Source organism: Carnobacterium sp., from assembly GCF_049673005.1.
Taxonomy (GTDB): domain Bacteria; phylum Bacillota; class Bacilli; order Lactobacillales; family Carnobacteriaceae; genus Carnobacterium_A.
The window spans coordinates 1-15,035 of sequence record NZ_JBATXB010000066.1 but is presented as its reverse complement, the minus strand read 5'-3'; the positions used below and the strand labels follow the sequence as shown (position 1 = coordinate 15,035).

Below are 15,035 nucleotides of genomic sequence, written 5' to 3'. Positions count from 1 at the left end.
GTATTCGTTATTTCCTAACTGTATTTTTTTTACTTTTTAAAAATACCGAAAGGTTTACCTATAGGTAAAAAGGTGTAACCAAAATGTCCATTTAAAACTGCAGCAGCACTCCCATAAAAAGCAAATAGAGCAATGAGTAACTCAGCAATAGCTGCCATCATATGAAAGAAATTTTCTGCAATTCCAAAACTTGACATAAATAAACCTAAGAAAAGAAAATCAATTAAGAAGAAAATAATAAACAAATTCTTATTGGTTTCCATTGCCCCAATTGTCATAAAAACAGTAAATATAAAGTATCCTAAGAAAGCAACTCCTAATTGTTTAGGATCATACATAGCCTGAAAAGCCGATCCAAATAGTCCGTTTTGAATCATCCAACTCATACCCGTTCCTAACCAAAATAAACCATAACCTGCGAATGCAGTTGCTCCAAATAAATTGTTATGTTTTGCATCATATGACGAAGCAATTAACTGTGCAAACCCACCTAAAATGAAAGCCCAAGGAACAATACCAGAAACACCGCTAGTCCATCCTAATTTTTGAGTAGATGCAACTAAAGTCACCATCGCTAATCCAAATAATCCAATTGCTGTTGGATCAATTATTACCTGTTTAACCTGAACTATTTCTTTTTTCACTTTATACATACTCCTCTAATTTATAATAAGAACTTATTCAAAATACCATCTCTTTTAACTTGAGTCAACAACACTTTAATTGATTTCGCTTTCACTAATAAAACCTATCTTTTAATAAAAAAGGGCATTCAACGTATCTTATAACGTTGAATGCTGAGGTCTATATTTCTAAAGGATGTGGAGTAGTTTTGTTGCTACGGTAAAATAAATCATCAAGCCCATTGCATCATTAATGGTTGTGATAAATGGACCAGAAGCAATCGCCGGGTCAATTTTAAGTTTATTAATAAGAAAAGGAATTACGGCACCAACTACTGTAGATAAACTCAGAGTTACAAAAAGAGAAAAGGCAATGATTAGCGCTAAAACTATATTTTGATAGAAGATACCAGCTACAAGAGCTAAAACTATTCCCGCAGCTAGTCCTATTATCATACCTGCCATTAACTCTTTTAGTATATTTCGCCAGAACTCTTCTTTTGTTCTTTTTTCTCCCATAGAAATATTCCTTACAGCTATCGCTAATGATTGCGTTCCTACATTACCTGCCGAATCCATAATAACAGGAATAAAAGCCGCAAGTACGACGACTTGACTTAAAGTTTCCTCAAAAGAGCTAATCAAAGAAGCACTAATCATTCCTAAGAAAACAAGGATGATAATCCACGGCATCCTGACTCGAGCTGTCTGCCAAGCGCTCTCTTCTCCTTTATCTATTTTAGTTTTAGCCTTTCTTATAGCAGAAAATTCATTGAAATCTTCTGTCGTTTCTTCAACGAGAATATCCATTACATCATCAACAGTTACAATACCTAACATGACATCTTCATCAGTTAATACGGGAACTGCTAATAGATCATAATCTTGAATCATACGTGCAACTTCTTCTTGATCATCAGCTAATCTCACGTAAGTTAGGTGAGTAAGCATAACATCTTGTACTTTTGTATCTTCAGGATGAATAATCATATCACGAAGAGAAAGAATACCTACTAATTTACTTTTTGGGTCTAAAACGTAAATATAATAGACCATTTCTGTTTCTTTTGAGAATGTACGCACTAAATTAACAGTTTGCTGTACAGTACTTATAGGCGAGACACTGATAAAACTTTTAGTCATGATAGATCCTGCAGTCTCAGGTTCATAAGCGAGCATTTCTTCTACTCTACTTCTTTCTGTTGTGTCTAACTGATTTAACAATTTTTTTCTTTCTTCTTCGTCTCGATAAGATAAAAAGTCTACAACATTATCAATCTTCATATAATGAAATAAATTCGCTACATACTCAACAGAGAAGGCTTCATAGGCTTCCGATTGATCGGAAGAGTTCATCCATTCAAATAGTTCAGCAAATTCAGCTGGTTCTAAAAATTTTTCCACTTTTTTTCTTTTTTCAGGATAGAGAAGATGAAAAAGTTCAACTTGATCATTTATATGCATTTTTAGGAATAAATTACGAAATGCGTCACGGTTATTCTCTTCTGTCACTTTAAAAATTTCTTCATAATAATTTTTTTTCCTATCATCGATTGTTTTCATCAAACCAATCCTCTCTGAAATACTCATAAAATAAAACAATATTTATCCCTTAGCTTTTATTACTTGCACTTCTTTTCATTTCGTCTAATACTAGTATCTTTTAGTCTTAATCCTCTATACAATCTAACTGGAATGTCCTAGAGTGTCAACTTATAGTATTATGAAACAACCTAGTCATTATTAGCTTATTCCATTTCCTATTTTCATATTTCTATTAACTAGACTATAATAAAAGAAGTTAATAAAGAAAGGAAGTTTTTTAATGGATTATAAAATGAATTGGGAGCTAGACTCCATCTTCTCTGGTGAAAGTGACTCTTACGATTTACAAAAGAAACTAAATTTAATTGAAGATCAATTGGCTTTTTTTACTGATCAGGTCAATACATGGAACTTTGAAAAAGATAAACCTAGCTTCAAAGATTTCTCGCTTATTTTATCTAATCAAGAAAAAATTTCATTTGGATTGACACAAGTCCATACCTTTGTTGAAGCTGTTCAATCTGCAGATGTAACCGATAAAAAAAGTAGTGCACTATTTGGCAAAATTTTTACACTTAGTAGTTTATTCGATACAATTAAAACTGTTTTCACAAAAAAATTAGTCGCTATTTCAGATAAAAACTGGTCTAAGTTACTTTCAAAGGATGAATTTAAACCTATTGAATTTGTATTAGAAGAAACCAGAACTCAAGGTAAGGAATTATTAAGCGAATCTGAAGAGGAGCTCATTAATAATCTTTCAATAGACGGTTTCCAAGCTTGGAGTGACCATTATGATACCTTAGTTTCAACAATCGAAATTTCGTTTGAAGAATCAAACGGTACAATAAGAAAACTTTCTGCTGGTCAAACTTACAATAAGATGAATTCTGATCCTGACAAAGAAATAAGAAAACAATTATTTGATAAGTGGGAAGCTACTTGGGCTGAGAAAGCTCCATTATTTGCTGATACTTTGAACCATTTAGCTGGATTTAGATTAGCTGATTATAAAGCACACGGGGTTTCTGATTTTTTAAAACGTCCTCTTGAGTATAATCGAATGAACAGAGAAACTTTAGATACTATGTGGCAAGCAGTAAGTGAACACAAACAACCGTTTATTGATTTTCTTAATCGTAAAGCTAAATTAATGGGAAAAGACCGGCTAGATTGGCAAGATGTAGAAGCTCCAGTTTTAGTTGGCAATACTAAACCACAGTTATATCCATTTAATAAAGGTGCAGCATTCATTATTGATAACTTTAAAAAAGTTAGCCCTAAAATGGCTTCTTTTTCTCAATCTGCTTTTGAAAATAACTGGATTGAAGCTGAAGACCGTAGCGGTAAACGTCCGGGAGGCTATTGTGCTGAATTACCAGAGAGTCAAGAATCTCGCATTTTCATGACTTATGCTGATTCTCCAGGTGAAGTATCTACATTGGCTCATGAGTTAGGTCATGCTTTTCATAGTTATGTCATGAAAGACTTACCAGCACTGAATCAACAATACGCCATGAATGTAGCAGAAACTGCTAGTACTTTTGCAGAAATGGTTGTTGCTGACGCAACTGTTAACGATGCTAAGACTAAAGAAGAAAAAATTAATTTACTTGATACAAAAATTCAAAATTCTCTAGCCATGTTTTTAAATATTCATGCTCGTTTCATTTTTGAATCCAATTTTTATGCTGAAAGACAAAATGGAATTGTAACAGACGAACGATTATCCGAGTTAATGGAAGCCGCTCAAAAAGAAGCATACAAAGATTCTTTAAATTCCTATCATCCTCACTTCTGGGCTAGTAAGCTACACTTCTTCATAGCGGATGTTCCTTTTTATAATTTCCCCTATACTTTTGGTTACCTTTTTAGCTTAGGTATCTATGCACAATATTTAGAAAATAGTAATGGTTTCGAGGACCGTTATATTGATCTATTAAAAGATACTGCTTCAATGACTACTGAAGACTTAGCTAAAAAACATTTACACGTTGATCTTGGTAAAAAAGATTTTTGGGTAGCTGGTATCAAAATTATAGAAAAAGATATTCAATCATTTTTAGAACTGACTGAAGAATATATTAAATAAATGAATAAAAAAGGATAAAGCTAGATTAATAAAAATAATCTAGCTTTACCCTTTTTTATTACTATTAAATTATGATTAGTAACGTCCAAATCCGACTACTTTATTTGCCCACCATCCAGAACTATAAGATGTATAAGCCACTCCAGTACTACTTTGTGAGCCAACGAAACCGCCTCCGCCTGTTACGATTCCAACATGGTCCACAGTTCCACCACCGATTGAGAAGAAGACTAAGTCTCCTGCTTTTGGACTAGACACTTTTTTAGAAGCACTATATTGTGCAGATGCAACACGAGGAATAGAAACTCCTGCAGATCTTAGAACATATTGCGTGAATCCTGAGCAGTCAAAGCCACCTGCAAGCGAAGCCCCACCCCAAAGATAAGGTTTACCTGCTGATAATGCACTATTAATTGCCGGTTGCATTGAACTTAAAGACGCTCCACCTGCTGATGGTGCTGGAACAGGTGCTGGTTTTTTAACAGGTGCCGGTGTTGGTTTCTTGACCGGTGCTGGTTTCTTGACTGGTGTTGGTGTTTCAACTCGTTTTGGTGCAGTTATAACTTCACTAACAGTAGGTTTTGTTACAGTATTTGACGTATTTGCTGAAACTGAAGCTGATTCCTGGTTTGTAGAGCTTTCAGAATTAGATTGAGAAGCAGACTGAACTGCAACAGTTGTATTTTCCTCTGCAGCTGCAACTGAAACAGTTGCAGTTTCTTCTAGTTTAACTCTAGCTTCTTCTTCTTTTTGTTGCTCAAAAGCTAATTGAACGGCTTGTTCTGCATCAGCTTGAGCCGTTGTGTATTCTGCTACTGCTTGTTCTGCAGCTGCCTTTTGAACTAGAAAAGCATCTTTATCTTCTTGCACAGTTGACATTTCTGAAGCAAGTTGAGATACAACTACTTCTTTTTCCAATAACTGTTTAGCAAGAGAACTTTGTGTGCTTTCTAATTGAGCTGCTAAAGCATTTTGCTGTACGATTGTTTGTTCAGTTTTTGTTTTCTTTTTAACAACCATTTTTTGATCTTGTACTTGTTCTTCTACAAGATTTTTGTTAGCTGTTACCATTTGATTAACAACATCTACACGGCCAATAACATCTACTAAAGATTCTGCTTCAATAACAAATTCTATGTAGTTCTGTGTATCTCCATTCGTCTGGACTGTACGCGCTTGTTGATCTAATTGTTTATTGCGTTCTTCGATTTTTTTCTCTAATGAATCGATTTCTGTTTTTAAAGCTACCATCTCATCTTGTGATTTTTTTATATCTCCAACCAATTTTTGAGATTTTTCTTTATTAGTGTTAATTGTTTTATTGATCATTTCTAATTGTGTTTCTGTGTTATTTTTTTCTGCTGATAAACCATTAATTTTTTGATCAGCTGCGTCTATCTTACTTTGGTTTGTATTTGCTGTGTTTTTGGCGTTCTCAATTTTGTCGGTGTATGTTTCTGCATTAGCTGTGATAGGTAGAATAAGAGAACCAAAAGTCATTGTTCCTAAAATTGCAATTGAAAGTAATTTTTTATTCACTAATTTTTCTCCTCCAAAAATTTATTTCTGGTTGTTTTAAAATAATAATGTCATTACCAGTTCACAGAGTTTATTATATCATGAAGAATGCATTTTAAGATTACTTTTAGATTACAGTTAAATGTCAAATAATTGAACTTAAGAAACATGGTCACTAAACTTATTTCTTCTTAATTTGACAAATAAAAAATTAAAAACATAAAAAAGCTATCTTTCTATTTACTTTTACAGGTTAATGTAAAAAACACTCATTTTAAGATAGTTTGTTTTATTTCCTTGCATTTATAAAATAGATTAGTGTATAATATAATGCTAGATAGTTTTATTATTTTATACTACATCTTTATATATTTTAGGAGGATTTATAATGTCTAAAGATTACCGTGTGTTGCTTTATTACCAATACGTTAACATTGAAAACCCCGAGCAATTTACAGCTACTCATTTAGCCTTTTGTAAAGAAATTGGTATAAAAGGTAGAATATTAGTTGCTGCAGAAGGTATAAACGGAACTGTTTCCGGTACTTATGAGCAAACTCAACACTATATGGATTCAATGCATGCTGACTCTCGTTTTGCCGATACTGTTTTTAAGATTGACGAAGAAAATACATCAGCCTTTAAAAAAATGCATGTACGTCACCGTCAAGAATTAGTTACACTTAACCTTGAAGATGACATTAATCCAAATGAACTTACAGGTACTTACTTAGAACCTGAAGAGTTCCGTGAAGCTATTTTAGACGAAAATACAATTGTAATTGATGCTAGGAATGATTACGAATATGATTTAGGACATTTCCGAGGTGCCGTTCGTCCAGAAATACGAACTTTCCGTGAACTTCCTCAATGGATTCGCGACAATAAAGATCAATTTATGGATAAACGTATTGTTACTTATTGTACTGGTGGTATACGTTGCGAAAAATTCTCTGGATGGCTTCTTAAAGAAGGTTTTGAGGACGTAGGTCAGTTGCATGGTGGTATTGCTACTTATGGCAAAGATCCAGAAGTTCAAGGTGAGTTATGGGATGGACAGATGTATGTTTTTGATACTCGTATTAGCGTGCCCGTAAACCAAAAAGAACACGTTATTGTAGGTCGTGATTGGTTTGATGGTTCACCTTGCGAACGCTACGTAAACTGTGGTAATCCAAAATGTAACCGTCAAATTTTAACTTCTGAGAAAAATGAAGATAAATATTTAAAAGGATGTTGTTACGATTGTCGTGTAGCTCCTGAGAACTTATATGTTAAAAGAAATCATTTAAGTGAAAAAGACGTTATTGAACGTTTAGCTGCTATTGGCGAAAAACTTCCAGCAATAAGTTTGTAAGAAATCAAGAAAAAGAAACTGGGATATAACTAATTAAAACTAAAAAAAAGGCATGAAATCAATTTTATAAAACATTGATTTCATGCCTTTTCATTAGTCTTATTTTAGTAAAACACTATATATTTAGCCTTTTGTCCCAGCCTCATTTCCTATCCTAAAATTAGGGCATCATCACTTACTCTATCGCCACTATTTTTATGAAATAATTCTAATAAATCTGGAACTGTCATTTTTTGTTTCTCTTCTCCTCGTACATCTACCGCAATTTGACCATTATACAACATAATCAACCGATTGCCATATTCAATAGCGTTTTCCATATTATGAGTTATCATCAATGCTGTTAACTGCTCTTCTTTAACAATTTTATCGGTTAACTCTAATACCATTTTACTTGTTTTTGGATCCAATGCTGCTGTATGTTCATCAAGCAAGAGTAATTTTGGAGATTGTAAAGCTGCCATTAATAACGTTAGTGCTTGGCGCTGTCCTCCAGAGAGTAATCCAACTTCCATTTTCAATCTATTTTCCAAATTTAAATCTAATTGTTTTAACCTTTTACGAAATTCTGTCCGCTGTTTGTCTTTAACTCCTAAAGAAAGTCCTCGTCTCTTTCCACGCTTATAAGCAACTGCCAAGTTTTCTTCTATAGTTAAACGAGTAGCTGTTCCCATCTTAGGATCTTGAAAAACTCGTCCAATATGTTTGGCTCTCTCAGCTGTTTTTTGTCGTGTTACGTCTTCCCCGGCAAGATGAATACTTCCTGAATCTACAAGAAAACTTCCTGCGATACTATTTAATAGGGTTGATTTTCCAGCTCCGTTGCCACCAATAATCGTAACAAATTCTCCTTCTTGGATGGTTAGATTCAACCCCTTTAAAACATGATTCTCATTAACTGTTCCACTTTCAAAACTTTTATGAATAGTCTTAACTTCTAAAATAGCTGTCATTTAACTTAGTCCTCCCTTTACCCTAAAACTTGTTTATGATTTTTTCCAAATTTAGATTTCTTTCTAATCAATGGAGTTGAGAGTGCAATAGCTAAAATAAGTGCTGAGAATAATTTTATGTCTTGTGGATCAATCCCTAGTTGTAGAACTAAATCTATAATTAAACGGTAGACAATCGATCCAATGACAATCGTTAACAAACGCTTTGCAAAAGATAGTTGATGAAAAAGAACTTCTCCAATAATGACTGATGCAAGCCCAATAACGATTGTTCCAATACCCATACCAATATCAGCGTAACTATTGTTTTGAGCTATTAATGCACCCGACAATGCGATTAGCCCATTGCTTAGCATATATCCAATTATTTTCATTGTATTCGTATGGATACCATTTGCTTCACTCATGGCCTCATTATCACCAGTTGAACGAATAGCTAAACCTATTTCTGTATTAAAAAACAAGTACAATAAAAAAATAACGAGTAGACTTGCTATTAACCCAACACCCAAAACAGCCATACGACTAGTTAAGCCGTATGATTGAACTGTCCTCATTACTGTTTCTTTCCCCAATAAAGTAATGTTTGCTTTCCCCATAATTCTTAAATTTATAGAATATAACCCTGTCATTGTTAAAATACCTGTTAATAATGCTGGTATTTTAAGTTTCGTATGCAAAAGTCCAGATACCATCCCTGCAAGCATTCCGCAAAAAGCAGCAATCAGCGTGGCTAGGATTGGAGAAATCCCAGCTACAATTAAACTTGCACATATCGCTCCTCCTAAAGGAAAACTTCCTTCAGCTGTTAAATCTGCAATATCTAATATTCTAAAAGTCAAATAGACACCAATAGCCATAATTGACCACAATAATCCTTGAGAGATACTTGATAATATAATACTCATAATGTATAAATCTCCTTTTTTATGCTTTTATTCCGGGGCCACAATACTTTCAGGATCAATCCCCAAAGCTTTTGCCATTTCATCATTTACGACTAATTCTAAATGATTCGAAGTCTCTACTTTCATTTCAGAAGGTTTTTTACCTTCTTCAATTATTTCCAATGCCATTTGCGCTGTTTGACGTCCTAAATCAGAATAGTTTATCCCATATGTTGCTAAAGCTCCAGCTTGAACCATTTCTGCTGAGCCAGGTATAACCGGCAACTTATACTCCATGGCAATTTCTCCAACAGTAGGCATTGTACTGGCTAGTGTATTGTCTGTCGGGATGTAAACAGCATCTACTTCTTGAGCTAAGGTTGTCATAACTTGTTGTACATCGTTAGTTGAGGTAACTGTCAATACTTTTACCGCGACACCTTGCTCTTTAATAGCCTTTTCGGCCATATCTGCTTGTATTTTTGAATTTGGCTCACTTGAATTATATATAATACCTATCGTTTTAGCTTCTGATGCTACCGATAATAAGAGTGCAATTTGTTCTTGAATAGGCACAATATCACTTGTTCCGGTTAAGTTCTTCCCTGGCTTTTCGATACTTTCTACTAGTCCGGCATCTATAGGATCCGTTACTGCAGTAAATAGTATGGGATCTACTTCTGTAACGTTTGCTAGTGCTTGAGCTGCTGGTGTAGCAATACTTAATATCACATCATTCTTGCCTGCTAAGCGCTCACTCATACTTTGTAAATTTGCTTGATCGCCTTGTGCATTCTGATAATCAACCGTTAAATTTTCACCTTCAATATATCCAGCATCTTTAAATTCACTCAAAAAACCTTTGCGCGCTAGCGATAATGATTCATGTTCCATGAACTGTAAAACTCCTACCTTAACCCCTTCTTCTTTTCCGCTTCCTACCTCATTGCTAGTGCCACAGCCTGCTAGTACGACTCCTGCAACCATTAAACCCAATCCTGTTTTCCATAACTGTTTGTTTATTCTCATTTCTTTTCCCCCTAATTATTTTTTCATCAAATCAATTATTTAAGAAACTAAAAACACCCACTTAGATAAACGTACAATCTAAGTGGGTGTTACACATTATTTTAAAAAGATAAAATAGGTTTCTTGCGCCACTTAGATTTAACTTTCATCTATGTGACGCATTCAGGTCAATACAAAATGCCTTAGCCATCATAGATACAAACATCACTGTTTCCTGTTTGTATCCAAGTTTGACCTGTCTACAAACAACTTCTAAAATAGCTAAAGAAATATTTATTTAGTTGTATTGTACTACTAGGTAGGCAGTTCATATCGATTCCCTCACAATCTATATTTTTGATAATCTTAGTATAGAAAAGATAAAAACAGTTGTCAAGACTTTTATTAGAAATACTTAATATTCCCTTCATCCAAAACTCATAAAAGTCACTCTTCAAGAAAAACACTAGCTTATTTTCACGCTTTTCCCATTCAAAAGTTAGGTTTTTTTGTAACTTTTTGATATAATCAACAGAGTAACTTTGATCAAGACTATGAAATTGAGGTGAAATCATTTTGAAGGATCCAGAAAAAAATATGGTTCAAATTTTTTTAGTTAAAATAAAAAACTTTTTCTTACGGATAAAAAAAGATTTAGAAAAAAAATGGTCTTCTTTTAACCGTAAAAGAAAAGAAAATAGCAGACAAATAAATAGTCAAAATAGTGAGTCACCTAGTCAGACTCATTTAGATTCAAAAAATATAGACACAAAAACACTTGATGATAAATTTATTAGTGTTTTAGTAGCTGCAAAAGGATGGGTTGTTCTGAAAGGAAAAAGCATCAAAAATAGGTTCATTAAAAATAAATCAACTACTGACCAAGATGAAGAAAAGACACGTTCGGATCGCTATCATTCCTTCTTATTTGGATTTAATGTCACTTACAATGTTATTAAAAATCTTTTTATTACTCTAATCGTTTTTCTATTAGTTGGTGTTGCGTTTGCTGGGGGAGCAGGATTAGGTTATTTTGCTTATCTGGTTTCTAAAGACGAGCCACCTACCTATGAAGAAATGAATGCTGATTTAAATAATATTGAAACAACTTCTTCTATCTACTATGCAAGTGGAGAATTAATCAGTGACTTAAGGACAGATCTTAAAAGAACGACGATGCCATTGAAAGATATGTCTGATTTAGTACAAAAAGCTATTATAGCAACTGAGGACGAATATTTTTATGAGCATCAAGGCGTCGTTCCAAAAGCTGTTGCACGTGCACTATTTCAAGAAGTCACTGGCGCTAGTTCTGTATCCGGTGGGTCTACTCTAACCCAGCAATTAGTTAAGCAGCAAATTCTTACAAATGAAGTTTCATTCAAACGTAAAGCGAATGAAATCTTACTTGCTTATCGTCTAGAAAACTTTTTCTCTAAAGAAGAAATTTTAGAATCTTATCTAAATGTCTCTCCTTTTGGAAGAAATAACCATGGAGAAAATATCGCAGGGCTGCATGAAGCTTCTTATGGTATCTTTGGCGTTGACTCAAAAGAGTTAACTCTGCCCCAATCCGCTTTTATAGCTGGGCTGCCACAAAACCCTATTGTTTATAGTCCATATACTCAAAATGGTGAAATCAAAGAAGATCTGTCAACAGGTTTTGCTAGAAAAGATGAAGTTTTATTCCGAATGTATCGTGAAGGATTTATCACTAAAAAAGAATACAACGAAGCTAAAAATTATGATTTAACACCTGACTTCATTCAACAAGATACGACATCAAAACAGAACAATTCTTACATCTATAATGCTGTTGAAAAAGAAGCACGTAAGGTTTTGATTGAAACCATGTATACGCAAGATGAATTAACAGCTGCTGATTTAGCCGCTGATAAAAGTTTGTATGATGAATATTATGAAAAAGCCGATCAAAAAATGCGAATGAACGGATATCAAATTAATACAACTATTGATAAGGCTGTTTATGACGCTATGCAAAATGTCGTTGCTAGTAGCTCTAAAAATCTAGGAAATACAAAAGAGATAGATTGGACTAATCCAGAAACAAATGAAACGACTACTATTATAGAACCTGTTCAAAATGGTAGTGTATTGTTGGATAATACCACAGGGGCTATCCTTTCATTCGTAGGTGGTGTTGATTTTAGTATCTCTCAAGTAAATCATGCCTTTGATACCAATCGATCACCCGGTTCTACTATCAAACCACTTTTAGTTTATGCTCCAGCTCTTGAGAACGGGATAATTACACCCGCAACAATCGTTCCTCAAACAAAGTTAGTCGTCCCTGATGGAGTTACTGGAACACATGAAATCAAAAATGATGGTGGTAAAGTTCCTGGAACTTGGGTTAGTGCTCGAGAAGGTCTGGCTAAATCTAGTAACATTGTCACTTCAAGAATCTATATGGAAATGCAAAAGTCATTTGTTCCAGGAGAATACCTTCCAAAAATGGGTATTGGAACAGACTCTATAGCAGAAGATGAATATAAAAATATTGCTTTAGCTATTGGTGGTACCGAGGGCGGAGCATCTGTTTTAGAACAAACAACGGCTTTCTCTACTCTTGCTAATAACGGAACACATACAGAAAATTATATGATTGAATCCATCAAAGATTCAGCTGGAGAAATTATCTACCAGCATAAAACAAAAAGCAATCCCGTATTTACTCCTCAAACAGCCTATCTTACAATCGATATGCTAAGAGATGTTTTAAATGCTGGGACAGCAACTGATGTAAAAGGTCAATTGAATTTCAGTGCCGATTTAGCTGGTAAGACAGGTACCTCAGATAAACAAAAAGACATTTGGTTCATTGCAAGTACACCTAAAGTCACCTTGAGTTCTTGGATTGGTTACGATAACTCTGTTGAAGAGAACTATTTAGATAAGTATTCTGGTTCAGGTAGTTCAGGAGGAAGAAATAGAGCTTATTGGGCCCAACTTGCTAACGCTATAAACAATGCTAACCCCTCTATTATGGGAGCAAATCAATCTTTCCAACAACCTGAAGGAATTGTCTCCTCTACTGTAAATGAAAAGACAGGTACTAAAGCCGGTAAAGTTAAACTAGGTGACGGTAAAGAAATTACTGTTTCTGGTGAAACGAAGACAGATATATTTAATAGTAACTATCTTCCAAAACCAGCTGCGTACAACTTTTCTATTGAAGCAAGTGATAGTGATTTAAAAGATTTTTGGGGTGGAATAGCTTCCGCAGAAGCTAAACAAAAAGCTGAAAAAGCTAAAGCTGATGCTGAAAAGAAAACTAAAGAAGCCGCTAAAGCTAAATCTGAAGCTGATGCTAAAAAGAAAGCCGATGAAGAAGCTAAATCTAAGGCTGACATAGAAGCAAATAAAAAAGCTGAAGCCGAAGCTAAAATAAAAGCTGATGCTGAAGCTAAAAAGAAAGCCGATGAAGAAGCTAAAAAGAAAGCTGAGACTGAAGAATAGCTCAAACTAATGAATAAAACTAAAAATCCGGTTGAAGACATGTTAGTCTTCAATCGGATTTTGTTTATTTTGAAGTTCCTCGATTTGCAATGTGATGAGGTAAAATAATGGTTTTTTCATCTACATCTTCTTTATTCATTAATTTTGTTAATAAACGCATAGAAACTGCACCTATATCATATAAGGGTTGAGTAATTGTACTTAATTTAGGACGAACCATTTCAGTTAATTTTGAATTATTAGCCGTAATGATTTCAAAATCTTCAGGTATACGAAGATTTGAGTCTAAAGCTCCATTTAAAACACCCACTGCTAGCTCATCATCACCAACAAAAGCCGCTGTTGCATTTGCTTCGCTTAATTTAGAAAATAGCTCTTCTCCTGCAGAAAAGGTATAGTCTGTTTCAAAAATTAAACTTTCATCAAACGGAACTCCAGCATCTGATAACGCTTTTTGATAACCCTTCATGCGATAAATACTATTTATTGGCTCATCTTTTTGAGAACCTGAAACAAATGCAACACGTTGATGACCTTTAGCCAATAACTCCGCAACAACTTCTCCAGTCGCTGCTTCATAATCGATATTTACGCTTCCTACTTGGCTATCTGGATCAACAGTACCTGCTAAAACTACAGGTATTTTTGAGCGTGAAAATTCAGCACGTAACTCATCGGTTATCTTGTGACCCATATAAATAAGTCCATCGACTTGTTTTGCTAATAAAGTATTTAAAACGTTTACTTCTTTCTGATCATTTTGATCAGAATTTGCTAGAATAATATTGTATTTATACATCGTAGCGATATCATCAATACCTCTTGCTAAAGATGAAAAATATAAATTTGTAACATCGGGTATAATTACACCGACAGTTGTTGTTTTTTTACTAGCTAAACCACGAGCAATAGCATTTGGTCTATAGTCTAAACGATCAATAACCTCTAATACCTTCTTACGTGTAGTAGGTTTCACATTGGGATTTCCGTTGACAACTCTAGAAACTGTTGCCATCGAAACATTGGCTTCTCTTGCAACATCATAAATAGTAATCGTTTGTTTTTCCATATATATAATCTCCTTTAATTCGATTGTATTATTCTAATATAATCTATCAAACTTTCACAAATAATGCAAGCGTTTCAATTCCATTTTCATGAAAATTTCATCTTTTTTTTCATTAAACTGATTTTCTATTCATATTTTTTCTTGCTTTTATTTAGTATGAATAATGATACAATTAGTTGACAGTAGAATACATTAGAAAGTGGGACTAACCTATGACAAATAAAAAACTAACTCAACTTAAGGAATGGCTAAAAGAATCTGATTTAGACTGTGCTTTATTAACTAATCCAGAGAGTATCGCATACTTCAGTGGGTTTAAAAGCGATCCCCACGAAAGAGTATTAGCACTAGCAATTTTCCCTTTTACTAATCCTTTTTTATTTACCCCTTCTTTAGAAGCAGAGGATGCAAAAGCTAGTAATTGGCCCTTTTCTGTTTATGGCTATTTAGACAATGAGAACCCTTGGTCTATTCTATCCGAGAAAATAAATAGTACTACTTCT

At 34.0% G+C, this 15,035-nt stretch carries 11 protein-coding genes; 4 read left to right on the top strand and 7 right to left on the bottom strand.

What is annotated here, in order from left to right:
- Positions 1-29 precede the first annotated feature (29 nt).
- The gene (locus WBF61_RS05275; protein ID WP_424254572.1) at positions 30-644 is read right to left on the bottom strand and encodes an acetate uptake transporter; all 615 of its coding nucleotides are present in this window, start codon (positions 642-644) and stop codon (positions 30-32) included.
- Between the two features lie 168 nt (positions 645-812).
- Complete coding sequence (mgtE, locus tag WBF61_RS05270; RefSeq protein WP_424254571.1) at positions 813-2,186, bottom strand: magnesium transporter; 1,374 nt, start codon at positions 2,184-2,186, stop codon at positions 813-815.
- A 262-nt stretch (positions 2,187-2,448) separates the two neighbouring features.
- On the opposite strand from mgtE, the gene WBF61_RS05265 reads away from it, so the two are divergent.
- Positions 2,449-4,260 carry a M3 family oligoendopeptidase gene (locus WBF61_RS05265; RefSeq protein ID WP_424254569.1) on the top strand — a complete coding sequence of 604 codons (1,812 nt, stop codon included), beginning with the start codon at positions 2,449-2,451 and terminating at the stop codon, positions 4,258-4,260.
- Positions 4,261-4,335: 75 nt separating this feature from the next.
- Here WBF61_RS05265 and WBF61_RS05260 read toward each other — a convergent pair whose 3' ends face one another.
- Positions 4,336-5,799, bottom strand: coding sequence for an NlpC/P60 family protein (locus WBF61_RS05260; protein ID WP_424254567.1), 1,464 nt, complete (start codon positions 5,797-5,799; stop codon positions 4,336-4,338).
- A gap of 367 nt (positions 5,800-6,166) precedes the next feature.
- On the opposite strand from WBF61_RS05260, the gene WBF61_RS05255 reads away from it, so the two are divergent.
- A complete protein-coding gene (locus tag WBF61_RS05255; protein ID WP_424254566.1) occupies positions 6,167-7,135 on the top strand; it encodes a rhodanese-related sulfurtransferase in 969 nt (322 codons plus the stop codon).
- Between the two features lie 149 nt (positions 7,136-7,284).
- Here WBF61_RS05255 and WBF61_RS05250 read toward each other — a convergent pair whose 3' ends face one another.
- The 3 genes from WBF61_RS05250 to WBF61_RS05240 are packed head-to-tail and all read right to left on the bottom strand — an operon-like array spanning position 7,285 to position 9,998.
- Complete coding sequence (locus WBF61_RS05250) at positions 7,285-8,088, bottom strand: ABC transporter ATP-binding protein (RefSeq protein WP_424254564.1); 804 nt, start codon at positions 8,086-8,088, stop codon at positions 7,285-7,287.
- Between the two features lie 17 nt (positions 8,089-8,105).
- On the bottom strand, positions 8,106-8,996 hold the full coding sequence (locus WBF61_RS05245; RefSeq protein WP_424254562.1) for an ABC transporter permease: 891 nt from the start codon (positions 8,994-8,996) through the stop codon (positions 8,106-8,108).
- Positions 8,997-9,023: 27 nt separating this feature from the next.
- Positions 9,024-9,998: an ABC transporter substrate binding protein gene (locus WBF61_RS05240; protein WP_424254608.1), complete on the bottom strand. Its 975-nt coding sequence runs from the start codon at positions 9,996-9,998 to the stop codon at positions 9,024-9,026.
- Between the two features lie 561 nt (positions 9,999-10,559).
- Between WBF61_RS05240 and WBF61_RS05235 the strand changes: the two genes are divergently transcribed.
- On the top strand, positions 10,560-13,463 hold the full coding sequence (locus WBF61_RS05235) for a transglycosylase domain-containing protein (protein ID WP_424254560.1): 2,904 nt from the start codon (positions 10,560-10,562) through the stop codon (positions 13,461-13,463).
- A gap of 64 nt (positions 13,464-13,527) precedes the next feature.
- Here WBF61_RS05235 and ccpA read toward each other — a convergent pair whose 3' ends face one another.
- Entirely contained in the window at positions 13,528-14,532 is a 1,005-nt protein-coding gene (ccpA, locus tag WBF61_RS05230) for a catabolite control protein A (protein ID WP_424254558.1), read from the bottom strand.
- 212 nt (positions 14,533-14,744) lie between these two features.
- Between ccpA and WBF61_RS05225 the strand changes: the two genes are divergently transcribed.
- A partial coding sequence (locus tag WBF61_RS05225; RefSeq protein ID WP_424254556.1) for an aminopeptidase P family N-terminal domain-containing protein occupies positions 14,745-15,035 on the top strand: 291 nt, incomplete at its 3' end.

Excerpts from the sequence above, each read along its gene's own strand:
- mgtE (WP_424254571.1), bottom strand. The coding sequence starts at position 2,186 with ATGAAAACAATCGATGATAGGAAAAAAAATTATTATGAAGAAATTTTT.
- WBF61_RS05265 (WP_424254569.1), top strand. The coding sequence starts at position 2,449 with ATGGATTATAAAATGAATTGGGAGCTAGACTCCATCTTCTCTGGTGAA.
- WBF61_RS05255 (WP_424254566.1), top strand. The coding sequence starts at position 6,167 with ATGTCTAAAGATTACCGTGTGTTGCTTTATTACCAATACGTTAACATT.
- WBF61_RS05250 (WP_424254564.1), bottom strand. The coding sequence starts at position 8,088 with ATGACAGCTATTTTAGAAGTTAAGACTATTCATAAAAGTTTTGAAAGT.
- WBF61_RS05245 (WP_424254562.1), bottom strand. The coding sequence starts at position 8,996 with ATGAGTATTATATTATCAAGTATCTCTCAAGGATTATTGTGGTCAATT.
- ccpA (WP_424254558.1), bottom strand. The coding sequence starts at position 14,532 with ATGGAAAAACAAACGATTACTATTTATGATGTTGCAAGAGAAGCCAAT.